General features: G+C 63.1%; 25 protein-coding genes. All 25 read right to left on the reverse strand.

Going from position 1 to position 23823, the window contains the following annotated elements:
- Positions 1-146: 146 nt before the first annotated feature.
- Positions 147-713 (reverse strand): low molecular weight protein arginine phosphatase, encoded by a 567-nt coding sequence (locus tag LLH00_09955; GenBank protein MCE5271591.1) that lies wholly within the window; start codon positions 711-713, stop codon positions 147-149.
- Positions 710-1414, reverse strand: coding sequence for an L-threonylcarbamoyladenylate synthase (locus tag LLH00_09960; protein MCE5271592.1), 705 nt, complete (start codon positions 1412-1414; stop codon positions 710-712). Before LLH00_09960 ends, LLH00_09955 begins: the two co-directional genes overlap by 4 nt.
- A complete protein-coding gene (gene purE, locus LLH00_09965) occupies positions 1407-1814 on the reverse strand; it encodes a 5-(carboxyamino)imidazole ribonucleotide mutase (protein ID MCE5271593.1) in 408 nt (135 codons plus the stop codon). The genes LLH00_09960 and purE overlap by 8 nt, the downstream gene beginning before the upstream one ends.
- A 78-nt stretch (positions 1815-1892) precedes the next feature.
- A complete protein-coding gene (locus tag LLH00_09970; GenBank protein ID MCE5271594.1) occupies positions 1893-2825 on the reverse strand; it encodes an MTAP family purine nucleoside phosphorylase in 933 nt (310 codons plus the stop codon).
- Between the two features lie 15 nt (positions 2826-2840).
- On the reverse strand, positions 2841-3887 hold the full coding sequence (mqnC, locus tag LLH00_09975) for a dehypoxanthine futalosine cyclase (GenBank protein MCE5271595.1): 1047 nt from the start codon (positions 3885-3887) through the stop codon (positions 2841-2843).
- Between the two features lie 165 nt (positions 3888-4052).
- Positions 4053-5579: a sodium:proton antiporter gene (locus LLH00_09980; GenBank protein MCE5271596.1), complete on the reverse strand. Its 1527-nt coding sequence runs from the start codon at positions 5577-5579 to the stop codon at positions 4053-4055.
- Between the two features lie 62 nt (positions 5580-5641).
- Positions 5642-6766, reverse strand: coding sequence for an aminofutalosine synthase MqnE (gene mqnE, locus LLH00_09985; protein ID MCE5271597.1), 1125 nt, complete (start codon positions 6764-6766; stop codon positions 5642-5644).
- Positions 6763-7923 carry an acyl-CoA dehydrogenase family protein gene (locus tag LLH00_09990; protein MCE5271598.1) on the reverse strand — a complete coding sequence of 387 codons (1161 nt, stop codon included), beginning with the start codon at positions 7921-7923 and terminating at the stop codon, positions 6763-6765. Before LLH00_09990 ends, mqnE begins: the two co-directional genes overlap by 4 nt.
- A gap of 54 nt (positions 7924-7977) precedes the next feature.
- Complete coding sequence (gene rnc / locus LLH00_09995) at positions 7978-8679, reverse strand: ribonuclease III (protein ID MCE5271599.1); 702 nt, start codon at positions 8677-8679, stop codon at positions 7978-7980.
- Positions 8680-8776: 97 nt separating this feature from the next.
- Positions 8777-10024, reverse strand: coding sequence for a beta-ketoacyl-ACP synthase II (gene fabF / locus LLH00_10000; GenBank protein MCE5271600.1), 1248 nt, complete (start codon positions 10022-10024; stop codon positions 8777-8779).
- 215 nt (positions 10025-10239) lie between these two features.
- Complete coding sequence (locus LLH00_10005; protein MCE5271601.1) at positions 10240-10488, reverse strand: acyl carrier protein; 249 nt, start codon at positions 10486-10488, stop codon at positions 10240-10242.
- 80 nt (positions 10489-10568) lie between these two features.
- Positions 10569-11306: a 3-oxoacyl-[acyl-carrier-protein] reductase gene (gene fabG / locus LLH00_10010; protein MCE5271602.1), complete on the reverse strand. Its 738-nt coding sequence runs from the start codon at positions 11304-11306 to the stop codon at positions 10569-10571.
- A gap of 41 nt (positions 11307-11347) precedes the next feature.
- The gene (gene fabD / locus LLH00_10015) at positions 11348-12271 is read right to left on the reverse strand and encodes an ACP S-malonyltransferase (protein MCE5271603.1); all 924 of its coding nucleotides are present in this window, start codon (positions 12269-12271) and stop codon (positions 11348-11350) included.
- Positions 12272-12304: 33 nt separating this feature from the next.
- On the reverse strand, positions 12305-13288 hold the full coding sequence (locus tag LLH00_10020; GenBank protein MCE5271604.1) for a ketoacyl-ACP synthase III: 984 nt from the start codon (positions 13286-13288) through the stop codon (positions 12305-12307).
- A complete protein-coding gene (plsX, locus tag LLH00_10025; protein ID MCE5271605.1) occupies positions 13272-14303 on the reverse strand; it encodes a phosphate acyltransferase PlsX in 1032 nt (343 codons plus the stop codon). The genes LLH00_10020 and plsX overlap by 17 nt, the downstream gene beginning before the upstream one ends.
- A 127-nt stretch (positions 14304-14430) precedes the next feature.
- Positions 14431-14610, reverse strand: a complete 180-nt coding sequence (gene rpmF, locus LLH00_10030) for a 50S ribosomal protein L32 (protein MCE5271606.1) — start codon at positions 14608-14610, stop codon at positions 14431-14433.
- Positions 14611-14688: 78 nt separating this feature from the next.
- On the reverse strand, positions 14689-15237 hold the full coding sequence (locus LLH00_10035) for a DUF177 domain-containing protein (protein MCE5271607.1): 549 nt from the start codon (positions 15235-15237) through the stop codon (positions 14689-14691).
- 62 nt (positions 15238-15299) lie between these two features.
- Positions 15300-16877, reverse strand: a complete 1578-nt coding sequence (locus LLH00_10040) for an NAD(P)H-hydrate dehydratase (protein MCE5271608.1) — start codon at positions 16875-16877, stop codon at positions 15300-15302.
- Positions 16878-17001: 124 nt separating this feature from the next.
- Positions 17002-17196, reverse strand: a complete 195-nt coding sequence (locus LLH00_10045; GenBank protein MCE5271609.1) for a hypothetical protein — start codon at positions 17194-17196, stop codon at positions 17002-17004.
- 42 nt (positions 17197-17238) lie between these two features.
- Entirely contained in the window at positions 17239-17796 is a 558-nt protein-coding gene (locus tag LLH00_10050; protein MCE5271610.1) for a hypothetical protein, read from the reverse strand.
- Positions 17784-18140, reverse strand: a complete 357-nt coding sequence (locus LLH00_10055; GenBank protein ID MCE5271611.1) for a response regulator — start codon at positions 18138-18140, stop codon at positions 17784-17786. Before LLH00_10055 ends, LLH00_10050 begins: the two co-directional genes overlap by 13 nt.
- Positions 18137-21349 carry a carbamoyl-phosphate synthase large subunit gene (gene carB, locus LLH00_10060; protein MCE5271612.1) on the reverse strand — a complete coding sequence of 1071 codons (3213 nt, stop codon included), beginning with the start codon at positions 21347-21349 and terminating at the stop codon, positions 18137-18139. The genes LLH00_10055 and carB overlap by 4 nt, the downstream gene beginning before the upstream one ends.
- Before the next feature lie 82 nt (positions 21350-21431).
- Positions 21432-21929 (reverse strand): metallophosphoesterase, encoded by a 498-nt coding sequence (locus tag LLH00_10065; GenBank protein ID MCE5271613.1) that lies wholly within the window; start codon positions 21927-21929, stop codon positions 21432-21434.
- 52 nt (positions 21930-21981) lie between these two features.
- Positions 21982-23412 (reverse strand): proline--tRNA ligase, encoded by a 1431-nt coding sequence (gene proS, locus LLH00_10070; protein MCE5271614.1) that lies wholly within the window; start codon positions 23410-23412, stop codon positions 21982-21984.
- Between the two features lie 218 nt (positions 23413-23630).
- On the reverse strand, positions 23631-23823 hold a 193-nt coding region (locus tag LLH00_10075), incomplete at its 5' end, for a hypothetical protein (GenBank protein ID MCE5271615.1).

A 23823-nucleotide genomic window follows, 5' to 3' on the forward strand; every position in this document is an offset into this window, starting at 1 on the left:
AATCTCCTTCTTGTCAAAAAAGGAGTCTAAAACGTCGAGTCCGGTCCGCTGGTTGCTGAGGCAAAACACCATTCTTTCCCGCGACTGCAAAATCTTTCATGGAACACGCATATCAGGCTTTAATGTATACATCTTACAAGTTCAAGTCAATTTAAAACAGTTCCATCGGGCTTTTCATTCTTTCCGCCGCCCGGTACGTTCAGTTCGGCCAGAAGGCTTTCGAACAGCCTGTCCACCGCCCGGCTGATCGTATCGAAGCACTGCTCGTAGGCCTGCCGGTCCCCGCCAAACGGGTCGCCGATATCCCCCCCCGGCCCGGCCTGGGCTGGGTCGAACTCGCCCAGCAGCCTGACTGTCTTGCCGGCAGGCGAGGGGTCTTTCTGCAGCATAACCCGGTGCAGGGCCTGCATCACCAGGATAAGATCGGACTCTGCCACGATTTCGCGGGTCAGGGGACGGCTGCGGTGGGCCTCCAGATCGAGGCCGTGCGAGCGCGCCACCTCCTGCGACATGCCGCTGGCCAACTGGCCGTGCGAGGCCAGCAGTCCGGCCGAGGACACCTCAATGCGCCCGGCCAGGGGCGTCCCGGCGATCCTCGCTTTCAGCACGGCCTCAGCCAGGGGGCTGCGGCAGGTGTTGCCCGTGCAGACGAACAGGACTTTCTTTTTCACTGGCGCTTTGCTCTCTTCCGTCCCGTTTTCCTTGTCTGTCATCCCAACCTCTGCCTGAGTTCGAGTCCAGTGCGCCGTGAAATCTCCTCCGCGCTGACCGCCCCGGAGCGAAGCAACTCGAATCCGCCGCTCAGCGGACGGACCAGGCTGGAGGGCAGGCCCGTCCCGGCGCCGCTGCCAGGCGCTCGGCTCTCGATCACCGCCAGCTCCACCCGCGGTTTCGGAGGCTCATCACCCAGCTCGGCGGGAAGAACCTCGGTCAGAAAGCGGACCGGGTCCTCCGGCACGGGCTGACCGGAGCGGTTAAGGCTGGTCGAGACCATCGGCAACGCAAGCCGTTCCACCACTTTCGCGGTGAACGGGTGCGGGCTGCGGCGCAGGGCCACAGTCTCGCCCAGCCAGGGGCAGCGCTCATGGGCCGCTCCAGAGGCATTGAACACCAGGGTCAGGGGCCCGGGCCAGAATGCCTGCATCAGGGCCGCAGCCTCGGGCGAAATCCCCTGCGCCAGGCGCTCGACCCACCCGGTGTCCGGGACCAGGAACAACATGGCCTTGCCCGGCTCGCGTCCCTTGAGCCGCACGATCCGTTCGTGGGCCGCCCGGCTGTCCCAACGGCAGCCGAAACCGTGCACGGTCTCGGTCGGATGGACCACCACCGCGCCCTGCTCAAGCTTTTCCGCGGCCAGCGCCACCCACTCCGACGGGAACGTATCCCCCTCCAGGAGCAGAAAACGCTCAACCACGCGCCAACTCCAGAATTCTCAGCGCCAGGTGCGCGGCGTTCTTCGAGTTGTTGATCCCCACCGTGGCCACCGGCACCCCCGGAGGCATCTGCGAGATCGAGAGCAGGGCATCCACCCCGGCCAGGGGGCCGGAGGCCAGGGGCACCCCGATCACCGGCAGACGGGTGAACGAGGCGCAGAAACCCGGCAGGGCCGCGGCCAGGCCGGCCCCGGCGATTATCACCCGGAAGCCCTTTTCCGCCGCGGTCTGCACCAGCTCGCGGGTGGCATCCGGCGCGCGGTGCGCACTGGAAACGTGGGTCTCCCACTGCACTCCCGCCTCGCTCAACACGGCCTCGGCCTTGGCCATCACCTCGCGGTCCGACTCGCTGCCCATCAGGATCAGCACTTTGCCCGGCATTGTCTTTCCTTTCAGAGTCACGAACACGTTGAAAATGCGTAATATTGCATTGTCTCTCATTCCGGCGCGGATGTCAACCTATTCCGGCTTGATCCAGCTCTGCCAGTCGGTGGGGATGCGCCCGGCTCTGCGGTAGCGCAGCATGGAGCGCGAGCAGGGGCACTCGCGCCTCTCCCCGGACAGGCGCTCGAAGGCCAGCGCGGCGTGGCGCACGATGACCGCAAACCCCGCCACCGCGGAATCGACCTCGCGCCTCAGCTCCGGCTCCAGCATGCCCTCGAACAGCTCGCCCTCGCGATACGGCAGCTCGCGCACACCCTCGGCCCAGTTGGTCACGTAGCAGACCGGATGGTAGCACAGCTCCAGCTCGCGGGCCAGGAAACACTCCGGGGCCAGGGTCATCCCCACCAGAGCCCCGCCCAGGCGGGCGATCATCCGCACCTCGGCAGGTGTCTCCAGGCGCGGGCCCTCGGTGACCGCGTACACCGCGCCCTCATGCACCCGCCGTCCGGTCGCGCGCGCCGCCTCGGCCAGAACGGGCCGCATCCGCGGGCAGAACACCGGGTTCTGGCGGATAAAACCCAGGCCGGTGCCCTTGAAAAACGTGCTCTCGCGGCCGCGGGTCAGGTCGATCAGGTCATCCGGCAGGACATATTCGCCGGGAGTGAAACGCGTGTCCACCGCGCCGGGGCCGCTCCAGGCGAATATCCGCGTGGCGCCGATCAGCTTCAGCGCCCAGATATTCGCCCGGTAGTTGACCTCCGCAGCGGTGACATTGTAGCCCTGGCGCCCGTGACGGGACATGAAAGCGTAGCAGCCAGCGCCACCTTGCGGACGGAGGAAAGAGATATCCGCCGCCGTGCCGAAGGGGGTCTCCAGACAGAGGTCCGCGCCGGCTGGCACTCCCAGGCCGCTTTGCTCCAGGCCCAGGCTGTAGGCTCCGCTGCCGCCGATCACGGCGAAACCGCTGAAATCCGAGGGGACCTGGATGTTTTCGGGAAACCGGCTCATGGGGCTGAAAGCTCCTCAGAGGGTACGAATCAGGCTGTAGTCCTGATGGCGCAGCGCCGGGATAAAACCGGCCCCACGCACCAGAGCGGCGATTGCGGACTCGTCCATGACCTTGAAACTGCACCCTGCGGCGCGCACCACGTTCTCCTCCATCATCGTGCTGCCGAAATCGTTGGCCCCGTAATACAGGGCCAATTGCGCCACCTCCGGCCCCTGGGTGACCCAGGAGACCTGCAGGTTGGGCACGTTGTCCAGCAGGATACGGCTGACGGCCAGTATCCGCAGGTAGAGCGCCGGGCCGCTCTTGGCGATATCCATTGTCGTGTTGCCGGGCTGGAAGCTCCAGGGGATGAACGCCGTGAATCCGCCCGTGCGCGCCTGCAGACGCTGAATATGCCGCAGGTGGACCAGGCGGTCGCGGAAAGTCTCCCCCAGGCCGTAGACCATGGTGGCCGTGGTCCTGAGGCCCATCCTGTGTGCGGCCTCGTGCACCTCGAGCCAGCGCCGCACCCCGATCTTGCGCGGGCTGACCCGCCGCCGCACCCGGCTCGAGAGCACCTCGGCCCCGCCGCCGGGGATAGAGCCGAGCCCGGAGGCGACCAGGCGCTCCAGGACCGCGGGCAGGGGCAAGCCGCTCTGACCGCAGAGGAAATCTATCTCCGGGGCCGAGTAGCCGTGCACGTGGATCGGGTGCTCGCTCCGGATGAAACGCAGCAGGTCCAGGTGCCAGCCGAGGCCCAGAGCCGGGTTCATCCCGCCCTGCAGCAGGATCTGCACCGCCCCGGCCGCGCGCGCCTGTTCGATCCGCGCCCCGATCTCAGCGAAACTCAGGACATAGGCCTCCGGGTCCTTATCCCGCCGGCAGAAAGCGCAGAACCGGCAGCGGCTGACACAGACATTCGTGTAGTTGATGTTCCGGTCCGAGGTGAAAGTCACCCGGCCCTCCGGGTGCAGCCGCAGCCGCACCGAGTCGGCCCGCGCGCCCAGCTCGTTGAGCGGCGCGTGCTCGAACTGTTCCGCCACGCGCCAGAGGCTCAGCCTCTCTGCCCGCTCGCTTTTCATTCCGCTCTATCCCCGGCCCCTTCGCTCCGGCGGCCTGAATACCCAGTCAATGCCGTAAACGACAGAAGCCGGTAATCACAGGCGATTGACCGGCTCTCTGCCGCGTTCTGCTTTCTCTTATCCAAAGCCGGCCGCGGGCTTACCGCAACCCCGGCTTAAATTCTCTTAACCGAAGAACACCACTGTCACCAGGATGAACAGCGGGACAAGTATCCCGACCGAATAGAGCATGTAGCCGAAGAAACTGGGCATCCGGATACCGCTCTCCTCGGCGATCGACTTGACCATGAAATTCGGCGCGTTGCCGATGTAGGTGTTGGCGCCCATGAACACCGAGCCGCAGCTTATCGCCTCGAGGAAAACTGTGTGTGTATTCATCAGGTCGTGTACGGCGGTGGCCTCGGGGATGCCCGGCAACAACTGGCCCAGGGCGCTGTTGAAGAAGGTCAGGTAAGTCGGGGCGTTGTCCAGGAAACTGGACAGGATGCCGGAAGCCCAGAAATAGTGCGCGGGCTCGTTGACCGCCTTGATCAGAAATGCCAGCGCCCCGTGCTCGCCGGCGCGCAGGATCGCCAGGGCCGGGATGATGGTCATGAAAATCCCGGCGAACAGGTAGGCCACTTCCAGGATCGGGGCCCAGGAGAACTCGTTCTCCTTGCGCACGTCCTTGGGCGTGAACACCATCGAAAGAACGCCCATGCCCATAATAAGGACATCGCGAAGCAGGTTCTGTCCCTCGACTTCGATCCCGCCGATGTTGATCACACCCAGCTTGAGCATGCCGCTCAGCAGCACGCTGGCCACGATGCCGCCCAGGAAGATGAAGTTGTACAGGCCGACGATACGGATGGCGCTTTTCTCGCCGGTGGCGGCCTTGGTCACGCCCTTGGTCTCCCGCCGGTATACGATCGTGTCGATCACGAAGAACAGCGACAGCAGGATCAGCGACAGGAACGACATCATCGGGAGCAGGTGCAGAGTCCAGAAGAACGAGACCCCGTGCAGGAACCCGAGGAATAGCGGCGGGTCACCCAGCGGGGTGAGGCTGCCGCCGATGTTGGCCACCAGGAAAATGAAGAAGACGATGATGTGCACCTTGTTCTGGCGGTTCTTGTTGGAGCGGATCACCGGACGGATCATCAGCATCGAGGCCCCGGTGGTCCCGACCCAGGAGGCCAGCACCGTGCCGATCAACAGGAAAATCGTGTTGATCGCCGGTGTGCCCTCCAGCTTGCCGCGCACCAGCAGTCCGCCCGACACGGTGAAAAGGCCCCAGAGCAGTATGATGAACGGGATGTAGTCGATCAGGTAGATGTGCAGGATCGAATGCCAGGCCGCGTGGCCGAACACCACCAGGAAAGGCACCGCGAACAGCAGCGCCCAGGCCGCGCTCACTTTGGGGAAATGATGGTGCCAGAAATGCGGGGCGAACAACGGGAACAGGGCGATGCTCAGCAGAATGCCGGCAAAGGGAATGACACTCCAGAGGGGCAGTTTCGTGCCCAGGTCCTCACCATGTCCACCCGCGGCCTCTGCCTCGGCCGTGCCGGATTCCACGATGGCCGGCTGTCCCGCATCCTGCTGGGCGAGGACGATCTCGGCGCTGCTGGAGGGGCTCCCGGCATAGGTGCGCGAGGTGGTGAAAGCGACAAAGGCAACAAAGAGTGTCAGTACCAGAAAGGATGTTCTCATGTTCGCTCCCTTGGCGGGGGTGGTGATGGAAACCTGAAAACCGGACTGTCTCTGTCGTCAATTTATACCGTTTCAACCGCGTTGTACAGTGTGTCCCTCTCGAATGGCCGTCGTCCGGCTTCGCGGATTATCCGCACCAGCTCGCGCTCTTTCAGGTGCTGCGGGGTTTCGGCCCCGGCATCGTGGGTGATCCTTTCCTCGATCACCGTCCCATTGACATCATCCGCCCCGAAAAAGAGCGCCACCTGGGTGAGCGGCAACCCGAGCATGATCCAGAACGCCTTGATATGCCTCACGTTGTCCAGCAGCAGCCGCGCCACTGCGATAGTGCGCAGGATATCCACCGCGCCGGTCTTCACCAGGTCCGGGTAATCCGTGTTCTGCGGGTGGAACACCAGCGGAATGAAAGAGTTGAACCCGCCGGTCTCGTCCTGCAGCTCCCGCACGGCCAGCATGTGGTCCACCCGGTCGGCCCGGCTCTCGATGTGTCCGAACAGCATGGTCACATTGGTCGGAATACCCAGACCGTGCGCCTGGCGCATCACCTCCAGGTACTGCTCCCCACTGATTTTCTCCGGGCAGATCCGGCTGCGCACCGCGGGGTTGAATATCTCGCCCCCGCCGCCCGGCAGCGAATCGAGCCCGGCCTTTTTCAGCTCGGCCAGGGTCTCGGCCACGCTCAGCCCGGCCTTGCGGGCCAGGTGTTCCACTTCCACCGCGGTGAAAGCCTGTAGGCAGACCCCGGGGTATTCCCGCCGCAGGAGCTCCAGCATATGGACATAGTAGCTCAGCGGTGCATCCGGGTGGCAGCCGCCCACGATATGGAACTCGCGCACCCGCTCGCTCCAGAGGGCACGGGCCTTTTCCAGCACCTCGTCCGGGTTCAGGAAGAACGCTCCGGGCGAGTCGGCCCCGGCGCGACGGTAGGCGCAGAACCGGCAGCGGTTGGCACAGATATTCGTATAGTTGATGTGCGCGTTGTTGATGTAGCAGACCCGCTCGCCGTTGGCCGCCAGGTTGGCCCGGTCGGCCAGAAGACCGAGGCCCGGAATGTCGGGGGTCTCGCACAGAATAAGGGCCTCATTCCGCCCCAGGCGCTGCCCCAGTTCCAGGCCCCGGCCGATCTCCCGCAGGCGCGGGTCGTTGAGCCGCGACACATCGATCGAAAACCCCATCAAACCGCTCAACCTCTCCGGCTGGCCATCTCACGCACCAGGTTGGACACGATGATCGCACGCTGGATCTGGTTCGTGCCCTCGTAGATCTGCGTGATCTTGGCGTCGCGGAAATATTTTTCCACGGGGTAGTCTCTCATGTAGCCGTAGCCGCCCAGCACCTGAATGGCGTCGGTGGCCACCTTCATCGCCACGTCCGAGGGGAATACCTTGGCCATGGCCGATTCCATACCGTAGTTCTTCACCCCGCCGTCCACCATGCGCGCCACCTGGTAGACCAGGGCGCGGGAGGCCTCGATCTGGATCGCCATGTCGGCGATCATGAACGAAACACCCTGGAAATTCATGATCGACTGGCCGAACTGCTCGCGCTTGTAGGCGTAATCGAGCGCGGCATCCATCGCGCCCTGGGCGATACCGAGGGCCTGGGCGCCGATGCCCGGACGGCTCTTGTCGAACGTGCGCATGGCGATGCCGAAACCCGCGCCCTCGCGGCCGAGCATGTCCTCTTTCTTCACCACGCAGTCCTCGAAAATCACCTCGTAGGTGGCCGAGGCGCGGATACCGATCTTGTCCTCTTTCTTGCCGAACTTGAGGCCGGGATTGCCCTTGCGCACCACGAACGCGCTGATCCCGCGCGCGCCGCGGGTCTTGTCGGTCTTGGCGAACACGGTGTAGGTGTGGGCCTCGCAGCCGTTGGTGATCCACTGCTTGGTGCCGTTGAGCACGTAGTCATCGCCCACCTTGCGGGCGCTGGTCTGCATGGCGGCCACATCCGAGCCGGCCCCGGCCTCGGTCAGGCAGAAAGCGGCATACTCCTCACCCGCGGCGATGGTCGGCAGGTATTTCTTCTTCTGCTCCTCGTTGCCGCCGATAATGATCGGGAAACTGCCCAGCGAGCTGGCGGCGTAGGTCACGCCCACGCCGGCGCAGGCGCGGCTCAGCTCCTCGGTGGCCAGAACCAGCTCCAGCAGGCCGCCGCCGATGCCCTCGTACTCCTCGGGGATGTAGATCGCGGGCAGACCGGCCTTGGCAATCTCAGCCATGATCTGGTGCGGGAACTCGCTCTTGTGGTCGAGTTCCTCACGCTGCGGGATGATGTAATTTTCGGCGATGCGTCGCGCCAGACGCTTGATTTCGAGCTGTTCTTCTGTGAGGAAGTACTCCATTTGGTCTCCAGAATGATGGGGATTGAGTGAATCGCAAGATGTGCCGATATGTTTTCAGGACATTTCATCGCCGTGACGGGCGATCAGAAGCCCCAGCGCCTGCTGGGCGGCCTGCTTTTCCGCTTCCTTCTTGTTCGCTCCCGCGCCCCGGCCCAGGATATCTCCGCCCACGCCCACCTCGCAGACAAAGCACTTGTCGTGCTCCGGACCGCTGACCTCGACAATCCGGTACACGGGCTGGGCGCCGTAATGCACCTGCGACAGGTGCAACAGGCGGTTCTTGGCCTCGAGCAGGTCATCCACTCCGGGACGGGCCTGTCCGCCCTCGAGCAGCACGTTCAGGATCACCCGCCGGACCACCTCGTAGCCGCCGTCCAAGTAGATCGCCCCGATCACCGCCTCCAGGCAGTTTGAGATGATCGTGTTGAGCCCGCGCTGACGGCCGCGCACGCTTTCGCGCGCGTACAGTATGTAGCTGTCCAGACCCAGGCGCGTCCCCTGGGCAGCCAGGGCCTCCCGCGACACCAGCGAGGACTTGATCCGGGTCAGCTCGCCCTCGCGCGCTCCGGTGTACGCCTGGAACAGGTGCTCGGCCACCACCAGGTCGAGCACCGAATCCCCCAGGAACTCCAGGCGCTCGTTGCTCTCCAGGTGCGGCCGTCCGCTGCCGTTGATGTACGACAGATGCGAAAGAGCCGTCTCGAGTCGGTTGATATCCTTGAACGAATACCCGAGGCTCTTCTCAAGACGGCTCAATTTCTTTCTTCTAACTCTTCCGGGTCCTTTCCAGCCGAAAAGCGAAAGCAGCAATTTCAGTGGGTTGACCCGCATGTTTACACCGCTCCGCGGCTGCTCAGATTTTCCTGAAAGCCAGTGAAACGTTGTGACCACCGAACCCGAACGAATTGCTCAGGGCCGCCCGTATGGTCAGGCTGCGCTTCTGGTTGGGGCAGTAGTCCAGGTCGCATTTCGGGTCGGGATTGCGGTAGTTGATGGTCGGGGGAACGATCCCGTGATAGATCGACAGGGAGGTGAAAATCGCCTCCACGCCGCCGGCGGCGCCCAGAAGGTGGCCGGTCATGGACTTGGTGGAGCTTACCACCAGGCCGTTTTTCGCCCGCGCGCCGAACACGTTGCGGATCGCCAAGCTTTCGATCTGGTCGTTGTGCTCGGTCGAGGTGCCGTGGGCGTTGATGTAGTCGACATCGTCCACACTCAGCCCACCCTCGCGCATGGCGGCTGCCATGGCGCGGCTGGCGCCGTTTCCGTCCTCGGCCGGGGCGGTGATATGATAGGCATCGCCCGTATTGCCCACTCCGACCACCTCGGCATAGATCCTCGCGCCGCGCTTGACCGCATGCTCGTATTCCTCGATCAGGACCACGCCCGAGCCATCCCCCAGCACGAACCCGTCCCGGGTGACATCGAACGGACGCGAGGCGCCCTGCGGGTCATCGTTCCGGGTGGACAGGGCCTTGCAGGCGTTGAACCCGCCCAGGCCCATCGGGGTGATCGAGCACTCGGTGCCGCCGGCCAGCATCATGTCCGACTCACCGTAGCGGATCGAGCGGAACGCCGCTCCGATCGCATGCCCGGCCGAGGCGCAGGCCGATACGGTGCAGAAATTGGGGCCTTTGGCCTGCACGTGGATCGAGACATAGCCCGCGGCCATGTCCGAAATCATCATCGGTACGTAGAACGGGCTGATCCGCCCCGGCCCTCCGGCCAGATAGCGGTTGTGCTGGGCCTCGTGGGTTTCCAGCCCGCCGATCCCGGAGCCGATAATGACCCCGAAACGCTCCTGCTCAGCCGGGTCACTCACCTGCTCGATCCCTGCATCACGCAGGGCCATCGTGCTGGCGGCCACGGCATACTGGACGAACCGGTCGGTACGCTTGGTCTCCTTGCGGTCCATGAACAACTCGGGATTGAAACCCTTGATCTCACCGGCAAAATGTGTATCGAACGCGCTCGCATCGAACGTGGTTATCGGGCCGATCCCGCTGCGGCCCTCCAACAGGCCCTGCCAGGTGGTCTCAACATCGTTGCCGAGCGGGGTCACGGCTCCCACTCCGGTGACTACTACTCTTCTTGTCATCATCGGTTCTCGGTTGTTCGAATTCTCACAATACAACATCCCACTACGACTGGAGGGAGTTGTCAAAATCCACGGGTCACTCCGAAGGGCGGCCACGAGACTCGATCGGCGCGCAGCAAATCGTGCGCCCGTATCTCCCGGAGCCGGGCAGACAGACAGAAGGCCGGCCGTGTATGCATCGAGCCGGCCTTCTGTCTATGTCCTCATTCCTGGACCAGTCAGTTAGACTTGGAGGCGAGTTTCTCTTCCAGGTACTTGATCGCCGAGCCGACCGTGGTCAGCTTTTCTGCTTCCTCATCCGGGATCTCGAGGTCGAACTCTTCCTCGAAATCCATCACCAGCTCGACCGTGTCGAGGCTGTCGGCGCCCAGATCCTCAACAAACGAGGCGTCATCAGTGACTTTTTCAGCATCCACGCCCAGCTTCTCGACGATGATTTCTTTCACCTTCTGCGCCAGGTCCGCCATAAAAATAACCTCCGGCTTTGGTTTTGTGGGTATGAACAATGAAAATTGTATTCAAGCTGCTTGACAGCTAACACTGTTTACTACATCACCATTCCGCCATCCACCTGAATCACCTGCCCGGTAAGATAGGAGGAGTCCGGGCCGACCAGGAACGCGATGGCGGCAGCCACATCCGCAATCTGTCCGCCGCGACCGAGGGGGATAATCTTGTTCCAGCCGGCCTTGACCTCCTCCGGCAGATTGGCGGTCATCTCGGTCTCGATAAAGCCCGGGGCCACCGCGTTAACACAAACCCCGCGCGAGGCGAACTCCTTGGCCGCGCTCTTGGTCAGGCCGATCAACCCGGCTTTGGAGGCCGAGTAGTTAGCCTGCCCGGCATTGCCCATCAGACCGACAACGGACGATACATTGACGATCCGGCCCGAGCGCTGTTTCATCATCTGACGGCTGACCGCGCGGACAAAATTGAAACTGCCCGTCAGGTTCACCCGCAGCACCAGTTCCCAGTCCTCGGGCTTCATCCGCATGATCAGGTTGTCGCGGGTGATCCCGGCGTTGTTGATCAGGATGTCGAGACGGCCGTACTGCTCGACCACCTTGTCCACCACCGCCTGGGCCTGATCCGCATCGGACACGTTACAGGCGAGACCCATGTGCTTGCCCGGTCCACCGAGTCCGGCCGCGGTCTTCTCGGCCATGACGGCGTCGATATCCACCAGCACCGTGCTGGCTCCATCGGAGGCCAGCCGCTCGGCCACACCCTTGCCAATTCCACGTGCGCCGCCCGTGATCAGCGCGACTTGATTTTGTAAGACCATTTTAATATTACCCGTTAAAAAAGTAAAGGTTAAACCGCCGCTCAGCGATAAGATTCAAGCTGCTCCAGCGTTCCAACGCTTGTGGTTTCAAGCTCCCGCTCGATCCGGCGGCACAGTCCGGCCAGCACGTTGCCCGGCCCGACCTCGATGAATTTCCTTATTCCCATCCCGGATATCGTGTTGATCGAGGCGGTCCAGAGCACCGGGCTGACAATCTGGCGCACCAGCAGCTCGCGCAGGGTTTCCGGGTTCTCCTCGGCCGTTGCGGTGACATTGGGCACCACCGGGATACATCCGGCGTGGATATTGGCCGAGGCCAGGCGCTCGCGCATCGGGGCGGAGGCGTATTCCATCAGCGGTGAGTGGAACGCCCCGCTCACTTTCAGTTTCTTGGCCATCCGCGCCCCGGCTTTCTGGGCCGCTTCCAGCACCTTGTCCACCCCCTGCACGCTGCCGCTCACCACCACCTGGCCCGGAGCGTTCAGGTTGGCCGGCACCACGACCTCGCCGCTGTCGCGGCAGAGGCCCTCTATCACCGCGTTATCCAGACCGATCACCGCGGCCATCGCGCCGGGGGCCTTGTCACCGGCCGCCTGCATCAGACGGCCGCGCAGGCCCACCAGCCCGACAGCTTCCTCGAAATCCACGAACCCGGCCGCGGTCAGGGCGCTGTACTCGCCCAGGCTGTGACCGGCGGCCACCGCTGGCGCGAACCCGCGCTCGGCCAGGAGCCTGAACACGGCCACCGAGTGCACGAAAATGGCGGGCTGTGTCACCCGGGTCTGGGCCAGCTCCTCCTCGGGACCCTCGAAACAGAGCTTCGCCAGGTCGAAACCCAGCTTCTCCGAAGCCCGGCCAAACAACTCGCGCACCGGAGTGAACGCATCGAACAGATCACGGCCCATGCCCACGTACTGCGAACCCTGGCCTGGGAATATCACCGCTGTTTTAACTTCATCCGACATCCGAATTCCTCCGGGTGTTGTCAAACTCAAGAATCAACCGCGCAGCAGCACTCCACCCCAGGTGATTCCGCCGCCGAACGCCAGCATCAGCAGGAGCTTTTCGGCATCGATCAGGCCGCGGCTGCGCGCCTCGTGATAGGCAATCGGGATCGAGGCGGCCGAGGTGTTGCCGAAACGCTCGATGTTGACATAGACCTTACCCTCATCAATAGCCAGGCGCTTGACCAGCGACTGGATGATCCGGATATTGGCCTGGTGCGGGATAAGCAGATCGATGTCCGCAGAGGTAAGCTTGGCTTTCTGCAGGATCGTCTCCGCGGTTTCGACCATCGAACGCACGGCCACCTTGAACAGCTCGTTGCCGTTCATCTTGATGAAATGCATATGGTTGTCGACAGTCTCGTGCGAGGCCGGCAGATGAGTGCCGCCGGCGGGAAGGTTGAGCAGGCCGGAAAAGGTGCCGTCACTGCCCAGATGGCTCTCAAACATGCCTTTACCGTCCTCGGCCAGGCTGACCAGCATCGCCCCGGCCCCATCGCCGAAAATCACGCAGGTCGAGCGGTCGGTGTAATCGGTGATCTTGGTCAGGGTCTCGGCGCCCACGATCAGGGCCCGGCGGAAAAAACCGCTGCTGAGCATGGAAAAGGCAATGGTCAGACCGTAGAGGAAACCGCTGCACGCGGCCGAGATATCGAACGCCGTGGCGCGCGTGGCGCCCAGCTTGCTCTGGATCACACAGGCCGTGGAGGGAAACAGGTAATCCCCCGAGGCGGTGGCGACAATCAGCAGATCAATGTCCAGCGCGGTAATACCGGCCCGCTCCAGGGCCATGGCCGCGGCCTGGGCCCCCAGGTCGCTGGTGGAAATACCGGGTTCGCTGATCCGGCGCTCCTTGATGCCCGTGCGCGTAACAATCCACTCGTCCGAGGTGTCGACCATGCGCTCCAAGTCGGAGTTGGTCAGCACTTTTTCCGGCAATGCGATGCCGGTGGACAGAACCTTAAGATACTTTCCCATTCGTGCTGTTATCCATCTGGTAGTTGGCCGCCGATTCACGGATCAGCTCGTTGACATTCTTGATCACCGCCAGGCGGGCGGAGCGGATCGCGTTGCGGATCGCTCTCGGGCTGCTGCCGCCGTGGCAGATTATGGTCGTACCGTCGATTCCCAGGAGCGGCGCACCGCCGTACTCGGCATAATCGAAAGTCTTCTTCATCTGCTCGAACACCTGCTTCATCAGCAGGAACCCCAGGGCCGACATCGGGTTGGCCTTGATCTGGGTGCGCAACTGGTTCACGATCAGGCTGAGCACCTTTTCGCTCAGCTTGAGCACCACGTTGCCCACGAACCCGTCGCAGACCACCACATCGGCCAGGCCCTCGAAGATACCGCCACCCTCCACGTTGCCGATGAAATTGAGCGGGCTGTCGCTGAGCAGCTTGTGGGTCTCGATCGAGAGCTCATCGCCCTTGGAGGGTTCCTCGCCGATATTGAGCAGGCCGACCCGCGGGTTGGCCACTCCCAGCACTTTATGGGAATAGACCGCGCCCATCATGGCGAAATGCAACAGATGCAAAGGTTTGGAATCTACGTTGGCCCCGACGTCCAGAACCACGCAGGGCTTGTCCACGGTGGGGAAGACACTGCAGATACCCGGGCGGCTGATACCGCCGATCCGCCCGAGACCACGGAACGAGGCGGCCATCACCGCACCGGTGTTGCCGGCGCTCACGAACGCCTGGGCCTCCTTGCGCGCCACCAGGTCCACTCCCACCGAGATGGAGGAATTCTTTTTCTTGCGGAGGGCCACGGTCGGGCTCTCCCCCATCTCGACCACCTCGGGAGCATGCACCACCTGAATCCGGCCACGGTCGAACGAGCCGCTTTTCTCCAAGTGCTTCTGGATCAGGGCCTCATCGCCAACCAGCACCAGCTCGAAATCGGAATCGAGCTGCTCTATCGCCTCGACCGCTCCTTTAAGCGGTGCGACCGGATAGTGGTCTCCCCCCATGACATCCAGAACGATTTTCATTCGAAATGTTCCCGGTCCTTAAGCCTCGGTGCTCCGCCACCCGCGTCCGGGAGAGACGGATAAACGTGAACACCCGGCGCGGGTCGCGTTGCCGACAGCGCCGGGGTCCAGAATTGCCTTTCCGCCATTACTCCGATTTTGCCACCACTTCGCGGCCGTTGTAGTATCCGCAGTGCGGACACACGGTGTGCTGCGGCTTGCTCTGGCCGCAATGCGAACACAGGCTCGCGCCGATGGCTTCCAGCTTGAAATGGGTCCTTCTCTTGCGCTTGGCGGTCTTGGAGGTCCTTCTGCGTGGTACGGCCATGATTGTCTCTCCCCTCAAAGCTAACCGGCCGCTTTGTATTACGGCCGGTTTCCGTTTAACAGCACTTGCCTTGAAATGTCACTTGTCTTCTTTTTTTTTCAGCCCAAGCAGCTTGGCCCAGCGCGGGTCGTCGCTCTCGTGATGGCAACGGCAGGCCTCAACGTTCAGGTCGGCTCCACAGCCGGGGCACAGCCCGCGGCAACTCTCGGAGCAGAGCAGGAAATGCGGATAATCCAGGACCACCGCCTCGCGCACCAAGCTGGTCAGGTCGAGGCTGTCGCTGTCCGCGGCCAGGGGAATAATATCCTGCAGCTCGCGCTCCTCATCGTTCAGCTCGAGCCGCTCCAGAGCCTCGTTGAAAGCGAACATCCCCCGCACTTCCGGATTGCGCTCCACCGAAACGGGACGCAGGCAACGGCGGCACTCGGCGCTGACCCTGTAGCTCAGCGTGCCGTGCACGTAAAAACTCAGACGGTCCGTGGTGCTGACCCGTACATCCAGTTCCAGCGGGCCCTCGAACACCAACTCGGCCGGATCGGCGAACTGCAACTCAACCGGATCGACAGCCCCGGAGTTGCGGCACGACCCGCCGCGCAGCTTTTCAAGCTCTATTACAAGTACAGACATGTAAAATATCCTCAATCTTTTTTTAAGTCAAGTTAAAACAGTACTGGCAAGGCTTTGGACGTTTATTCCGTCCCGTAAGCCTCCGCCGACACACTGTTTATCGCCTCGGGAAGAACGCGAAGAAGCTCCGTGGCGCTGACACAATACTCACTAAGTTTCTTCGCAGCCAGGTCGGCGCACAGCCCGTGCAGGTACACCGCGCAGACCGCCGCCTCGAACGGCTCCAGCCCCTGGGCGAGCAGCCCCGCTATCATCCCGGTCAGGACATCTCCGCTGCCGCCCTTGGCCAGGGACGGCCCCCCGGTGGGATTTATCACCACCCGGCCGTCGCGGTCGGCGATCAGGCTCGGGTTGCCCTTGAGCACCAACACCAGGCCGTGACTCATCGCGAACCCGCGCGCCACCCGCAGCGGGTCGGCCTTGATCTGCGCGGCGGACAGGCCGCTCAGCCGTCCCATCTCGCCCGGGTGCGGGGTGATCACGAGCGGAGCCTTGCAACCGGACAGCCGCTCGGCACAGCCCTCGAACGCGTTCAAGCCGTCCGCATCCAGCACGGCCGGACACTCCAGGCGCCCGACCAGCTCCCGCACCAGATCGGCGGTCTCCGGCGCCCGTCCCAGGCCCGGCCCCAGGGCCAGGACATCCACCCCGGCGCTCAATCGCTTCAGAAGCGGCTCCAGGGCCCCGGCGGCCAGATACCCGAGTCCGGAATCCGGCAGGGGCGCGCTCATCACCTCGGTCAGCTTGGCCTCGAACACCGCGTTGAGCGAGGCGGGCGGCGCGGCCGTGACCAGCCCGGCGCCGATAGTCATCGCACTCTGCGCGGCCATGACCGGCGCGCCGGTCAATCCGGTGGAGCCGCCCACCACCAGCACCCGTCCGTAATCGCCCTTGTGAGAATCTGGCTCGCGGGGCGGGAAATTGAGGCCCACATCCAGGGAATCGGTCAGGAACGTGTCGAATTCCAGCCCGGCCTCGGCCGCCTCCGGGAACCCGATGTCCGCCAGCACAACCTCGCCGCAGAGGGCGCGGCCCGGCTGGATCAGGTGGCCGACCTTGAGGTAGCCGAAAGTGACAGTCAGATCGGCGCTCAGGCAGGCCCCGGGCGCCTGGCCGTCATCCATCTGCACCCCGCTGGGGGCATCCACCGCCACCAGGGGACGGGTCCAGCCGGCCAGAAGGTCGATGACCGCTCCCACCAGGCCGCGCGGCGCACCGGCCGCTCCGGTCCCCAGGAGAGCGTCCAGGACCAGGTTGGCCCGGCCCAGGGCGTCTTTCAACGGGTCGAGGCCGCTCTTTTCCAGCTCCAGCACGTTCAGGCCGCAGGCGACAGCCACCCGGGCCATGGTCGCGGCAGCGCCGGTAAGAGCCTCCAGGCTGCCGGCCAGGAACACTTTCGGCCAGCCGGGCTCGCAGTGCTCGGTCAGCCAGCGGGCGGCCACGAAACCATCGCCCCCGTTGTTGCCCTTACCGCAGAGCACGACCGGGCGGCGGCAATCCGCGGTCAGGTCGAACTCTACGACAGCGCAGGCCACGGCCCGGCCGGCCGACTCCATCAGCACCGCGCCCGGCAGACCCAGGCCGTCGATGGAGGCCCGGTCGATCCGCCGCATCTGCTCAGCGGTCAGCACCGGCTGCATGAGACTCTCTCCCCGGTGGAGTTCTGGAGTTATCCACGCTTTCAGCGCCTTGCTGCCCCGAAAGCGCCTTCTGGCCGGAGATGGGCCGCTCTGAGCGCAGCACACCCCGGCCCGGACTCCGATCTTACTTGAACGACTGGCCGATATCCTTGCCGATACTGACCTCGCCGTTGTCTATGCGCAGGTGGAACCCGCACTCAGGGTTGGTGCAGACCCAAGCCTTGTACATGATCGATGCCCCGTCGCGACCGTAGTCGCTCAACGGGATCAGCACACCCTGCTTGCACTTGAGGCAGGTCGGAAAACTCTGGTCATTCATTTTTTCTCCCATCCCCCGTAGTTGATACAGGATTAACCGCAATCACGGATTAGCCGGCTGTTGAAGGTAATAGTGCTTCGAGTCGTAATCCACGCCCGCCCGGGCCAGTTCGAGGACCTTCCCCAGGTCGACTATCCGCCAGTGACGGGTGTTCGGACGGTAGACAAGGCTGATCGAGCACTTGTTGGCCTCGGCGATCTGGCCGCTCTGTGACTGGAACTCGATCTCCAACCAGCCCTCCGCCTCCTTGCGCATCACCGCCACCTGGACTATGCTGATCTTCGCCCGGGCGAACAGCGGAATCACGGTGTCCCGGAAGATTGCGCGATAAGAGGCGGTCACGCTGTCTTTGCCGGACTGGCCGAGTGCGCTGAAATAGCTGTCCGTGACATAGTTGTCTTGCAGCACCACCCGCTCCCAGTCGACCAGCGTATCGAGCGTCGCGGTCGAGCCGGAGCGCAGGGCCTCGACAAAGACCCGCGACACCTGCTCCGGGCTGTTCACCGCCTTCGAGCAGCCACACGAAAGCAAACCCGCCCCCAGCAGCACCAGCAGCGACACACTCAGTTTCGATCTGACCGGACCGCTCAGTAGATCCATTTGTCGAGCATATCCTTGATCTTGTGCGGTGTCAGCGGCTTGAGCAGAAAGTCGTTACAGCCCCGTTCCACCATCTTGCGCGCACTGTAGAGCGAGTGCGCCGTGATGGCCACCACCGGCACCGCATACAGGGTCGGGTGTTTCCTGAACTCGCGGATCAGGTCCATCCCGCCGATCTCGGGCATGGAAACATCCATGAAAATCAGGTCCGGCTTCTCGCTCTCGGCCAGCTCCATACCTTTCCTGCCGTCCGCCGCCTGCACGACCTTGTACTCACCCTCCAGCAAGCTGGCGAAAATCTCGCGGTTTCCCGCGACATCGTCAATGACGAGTACGGTCTTCATTTGGCGTAGTATTCCTGCAGCGAGGTGACCGTGATCTTCTCTTTCTTCAGGGCGTTGATCCCCTCCACCGCCGCTATCGCCGCACTGGTGGTGGTGACATAGGGCACGCCGTGCTGGAGCGCCGCGCGCCGCATCGACGCCGCGTCGTACTTGCTCTTCTCGCCTACCGGAGTGTTGATCAGCAGGTTGACCTGGTTGCCGTTGATCAGGTCCACGATGTCGGGCGAGCCCTCGCCGGCCTTGAACACCCGCTCGGCATGGATGCCGTTGGCGTGCAGAAGGTTGTAGGTGCCCTCCGTGGCGTGGATCTTGAACCCCATGTCGTCCAGTTTCTTGATCGTGGGCAGGAGAGTCTTTTTGTCCTTGTCCGCCAGACTCACCGCCACCCCGCCCTCCAGGGGCAGGCTGTTGCCGGCGCTGATCTGGGCCTTGGCGTAGGCGATCCCATAGTTATGGTCCAGGCCGATCACCTCGCCGGTGGATTTCATCTCGGGTCCCAGAAGGGTGTCCACACCGGGGAACTTGATGAACGGCAGGACACTCTCTTTGATCGAAATATGCTTGATCTTGCGTTCCTCGGTGAACCCCAGATCCTGCAAAGTTTTGCCGATCATGATCTTGGCGGCGAGCTTGGCCAGCGAGACCCCGATGGTCTTGCTCACGTAGGGCACGGTGCGGCTGGCGCGCGGGTTCACCTCAAGAACGTAAACTTTGTTCTTTTGTATCGCATACTGGATATTGATCAGGCCTTTCACCTGAAGGGCCAGGGCGAGCCTGCGGGTGGCCTCGCGCATCTGGTCCATGATATCGGCCGGAAGGCTGTAGGGCGGCATCACGCAGGCCGAGTCTCCGGAATGGATGCCCGCCTCCTCGATGTGCTGCATGATCCCGCCGATCACCACCGTAACGCCATCGCAGATCGCGTCCACATCTACCTCGACCGCGTCCTCCAGGTAGTCGTCGATCAGGATCGACTTGCCCAGCGAGGCGTCCACCGCGTTCTTCATGTAACCGGTCAGCGAGCCCTCGTCGTAGACTATTTTCATCGCCTGGCCGCCCAGCACGTAGCTGGGACGCACCAGCACCGGGTAGCCGATCCGCGCGGCGATCTTGCGCGCCTGCTCCAGGTTGTAGGCGATCCCGCTCTCGGGCTGGTTCAGCCCCAGCTTGACAATCAGTTCGCCGAAACGCTCGCGGTCCTCGGCCAGGTCGATACTCTCGGGCGAGGTGCCGATAATGGGCACGCCCTGCTCGGCCAGCGGAATGGCCAGCTTGAGCGGGGTCTGGCCGCCGAACTGCACGATCACCCCGTCCGGCTTCTCGGTGTCCACGATGTTGAGCACATCCTCCAGGGTCAGCGGCTCGAAATACAGACGGTCCGAGATGTCGTAGTCCGTGCTCACGGTCTCGGGGTTCGAGTTGACCATGATCGACTCGAAACCCTCCTCGCGCAGGGCGAACGCCGCCTGCACGCAGCAGTAGTCGAACTCGATCCCCTGGCCGATCCGGTTGGGCCCGCCGCCCAGGATCATGACTTTCTTGCGCCGGGTCGGATAGGCCTCGTCCTCGCTCTCGTAGGTGCTGTAGAGGTACGGGGTCATGGCCTCGAACTCGCCGGCGCAGGTGTCCACGCGCTTGAACACGGCCTGGACCCCCTTGCCCTTGCGCAGCTTGCGCACCGAAATCTCATCCGAGCCACAGAGAGAGGCGAGCTGACGGTCGGAGAAACCCATCTGCTTGGCCTGGCGCAACAGGTCCAGGTTCAGGCCGGAGATGTTTTTCAGCTTACGCAGGCGCTCCTCCAACTCCACGATCTCGCGCATCTGGCTGAGAAACCAGGGATCGATCTTGGTCAGCTCGAACAGGCGCTCGTTCTCCATGCCGTTCAGCATGGCGTGGCGCACGTAGAACAGGCGCTCGGCGTTGGGGCGGGCGAGCTTGGCCTCCAGGTTCTCGGGGTCGGCGATCTCGCGGCCGTCCGCACCCAGGCCGTAGCGGTTGGTCTCCAGCCCGCGCAGGGCTTTCTGCAGCGACTCCTTGAAAGTGCGGCCGATTGCCATCACCTCGCCCACGCTCTTCATCTGCACGGTCAGGGTGTCATCCGCGCCGGGGAACTTGTCGAACGTGAAGCGCGGAATCTTGGTGACCACATAGTCGATTGTCGGCTCGAACGAGGCCGGGGTTTTCTTGGTGATGTCGTTGGGTATCTCATCCAGAGTGAGCCCCACGCTCAGCTTGGCCGCGATCTTGGCGATCGGGAACCCGGTGGCCTTGCTGGCCAGGGCCGAGGAACGGCTCACGCGCGGGTTCATCTCGATTATCACCAGCCGTCCGGTCTCGGGGTGCACGGCGAACTGGATGTTCGAGCCGCCGGTCTCCACGCCGATCTCACGGATCACGGCCAGAGAGGCATCGCGCATCCGCTGGTATTCCTTATCCGTGAGGGTCTGGGCCGGGGCCACGGTGATCGAGTCCCCGGTGTGCACTCCCATCGGGTCGAGGTTCTCGATGGAGCAGATGATGACCACGTTGTCCTTCAGGTCGCGCATCACCTCCAGCTCGTACTCTTTCCAGCCGACAACGCTCTCCTCGACCAGGATCTCATGCACCGGGCTGTGGTAGAACCCCCTGGCCGCGGCCTCCTCGAAACTCTTGCGGTCGTAGGCCATGCCGCCGCCCGTGCCACCCAGGGTGTAGGAGGGACGGATGATGACCGGCAGACCTATCTCATCCACGATCCGCCGCGCATCGTCCATCGAGCGGGCGTAGCCACCGCGGGCCACCTCCAGGCCGATCCGTTTCATCGCCTGGTTGAACAGCTCACGGTTCTCGGCCTTGCGGATGGAATCGATCTTGGCCCCGATCAGCTCCACGCCGAAACGCTCCAGCACCCCCATCTCGTGCAGGGCCACCGAGACATTCAGCCCGGTCTGGCCGCCCATGGTCGAAAGGATCGCATCCGGGCGCTCTTTCTCCACGATCTTGGCCACGATTTCCGGGGCCAGCGGCTCGAGGTACACCCGGTCCGCCATCTCCGGGTCGGTCATGATCGTGGCCGGGTTGCTGTTGACCAGCACGACCTCGTAGCCCTCCTCACGCAGGGCCTTGCAGGCCTGGGTGCCGGAGTAGTCGAACTCGCAGGCCTGGCCTATCACAATCGGTCCCGACCCGACTATCATGATCTTCTTGATATCTGTCCGTTTGGGCATTTTCTGCTTTACATCCCGCTTTAAGTTGACCCGCCGTCTCAATTGATTTTCAATAGTTTAACAGGCGCAACAAAACCCTCTGCTACATTCGCCACAGCTCCGCGATCCGCACCTGTCGGGTGGCGGTGTCGAGCAGGGCCACGGTGGACACGCCCGAAAGCCAGGCCCCAGTCTCACCGGGGTTGATCCCGATGGCTTCACCCTCCTGCTCCACCACCACCTGGTGTGTGTGGCCGAACACCACCACATCCGCCCCGCCGGCGGCCGCCTCGGCCTGCCAGTTGTCGCAGTCGTGCAGCATGCGGATTTTGAGGCCATCCGCTTCGACTGTGATCGGCGGGTTATCGATGGAGCCGCCCACGGAGGCGGCCTTGAGCTTGAGGCCCACCTTCTCCCCGTCGTTGTTGCCGTACACCGCCCGGAACGGGCATTTCAGCTCGCCCAGCTTTGCGATGGAAAAGGGCGAGATTATATCCCCGGCATGAAGCACCAGGTCGCAGCCCTCGGAGTTGAAAAATTCCACCGCGCGCCCTACCAGCGGCAGGTTGTCGTGGCTGTCCGACATGATTCCGACCAGCATCGTCCCCTCCCCTGTATGATATCACGCCGGGGCGGTGCTGCGTTGGACGGCCTCAGTAGGAGCGGGCCGCCACCACCCGGCGGGTGGACTTCCGGCCGGTGAGGATGCAGACTCCCTCCTCTTCCTCGGCCTCGAACGGGATACAGCGGATCGTGGCCTTGGTCTCCTCCTGCATGCGGGCCTCATCCGCCGAGTCGCCGGCCCAGTGGATCAGCGCGAAACCACCGTCGCCCTCCACGAACTGACGGAACTCATCCCAGGTGTCGATCTTCTTGGTGTTGTTCTTACGGAATTCCAGGGCTTTTTGATACAGCCCGGCCTGCATGTCCTCCAGGGCCTGCCTGACCGTGGCGCTCAGCCCCTCCAGGGGCGCGGCGCTCTTGGCGCCGTTGTCACGCCGCACCAGCACCACCTGGCCGGCGGCCACATCCCGCGGCCCCAACTCCAGGCGAAGCGGCACACCCTTGAGCTCCCACTCGGCGAACTTGAACCCAGGCTTGAACTGCTCACGGTCATCCAGGTTCACGGTGAACGAGGCGGCCAACTCGCGCTTGACCTTGTGGGCGGCCTCGAGCACGGCGGCCTTTTCCTCGTCCGAGCGGTAGATCGGCACGATCACCACCTCCAGCGGGGCGAGCTTCGGCGGCAGCACCAGGCCGTTGTCATCGCTGTGGGCCATGATAAGCGCGCCGATCAGCCGGGTGCTCACGCCCCAGCTCGTGGCCCAGACAAACTTGCGCTCCCCGTCCTGGTCCAGGAACGTCACATCGAACGCCTTGGCGAAATTCTGGCCCAGATTGTGGCTGGTGCCGGCCTGGAGCGCCTTGCGGTCCTGCATCATCGCCTCGATGCAGTAGGTGCGCAGCGCCCCGGCGAACTTTTCACGCTCGGTCTTCTGACCGGTGATCACCGGCAGGGCCAGGGTTTCCTCGGCGAACTTGCGGTAGACCTCCAGCATGCGCTTGGTTTCTTCCTCGGCTTCCTCGGCGCTGGCGTGGGCGGTGTGTCCCTCCTGCCAGAGGAACTCGGTGGTGCGCAGGAACAGACGGGTGCGCAGTTCCCAGCGCACCACGTTGCACCACTGGTTGATCAGCAGCGGCAGGTCGCGGTAGCTCTGGATCCACTTGCGGTACATGCTCCAGATTATAGTCTCGCTGGTGGGGCGGATCACGTAGGGTTCTTCCAGTTTCTGCCCGCCGGCGTGAGTCACCACGGCGCACTCGGGCGAGAACCCCTCCACGTGCTCGGCCTCCTTTTTCAGGAAACTCTCGGGGATGAGCAGCGGAAAGTAGGCGTTCACATGCCCGGTCTCACGGAACATCGCATCCAGGGTCTTCTGCATTTTCTCCCAGATGGCGAAACCGTACGGGCGGATAACCATGCAGCCCTTGACCGGGGCGTAGTCGGCCAACTCGGCCTTGAGCACGATATCCTGGTACCAGCGCGAATAATCTTCACTGCGTGAAACAAGGTCCCTGGCCATTCAAACCCCGCGTCTTGTAAACCAAGCTAAAAGTTTGCTCTAAGAAATGACATAAATTGCTCTAATTTAAACGTCAATGAAAGAGGTGTCAATGTTAGTAACCCGTTCGGGCCTGGCCCGGCAGGCCCGATATAACTGTTTCTCAGCCCTCACGGGCACAAAAAAGCCGCAGTACATACACCGCGGCGGTAATGTGCACCAGGCGCTTTCGCAAAGCGTCACTCATCGTTCTCTGCGATCAGAATGTCCTGTCCGGCCCGGACGAACAGAAGGTCCTGGATATTCTCGAAGCCTTTGAGAAACTCTCCCTCGTCCTGTTTCATCTTGCCGATGGAGAACCCGGTTATCACCAGGTCGGCCTCGGCCGAGTTGACGCTCACCAGCGAATCGAACGACTGGTCCTCGGCCAGT

This window comes from bacterium, from assembly GCA_021372515.1.
GTDB lineage: Bacteria > Gemmatimonadota > Glassbacteria > GWA2-58-10 > GWA2-58-10 > JAJFUG01.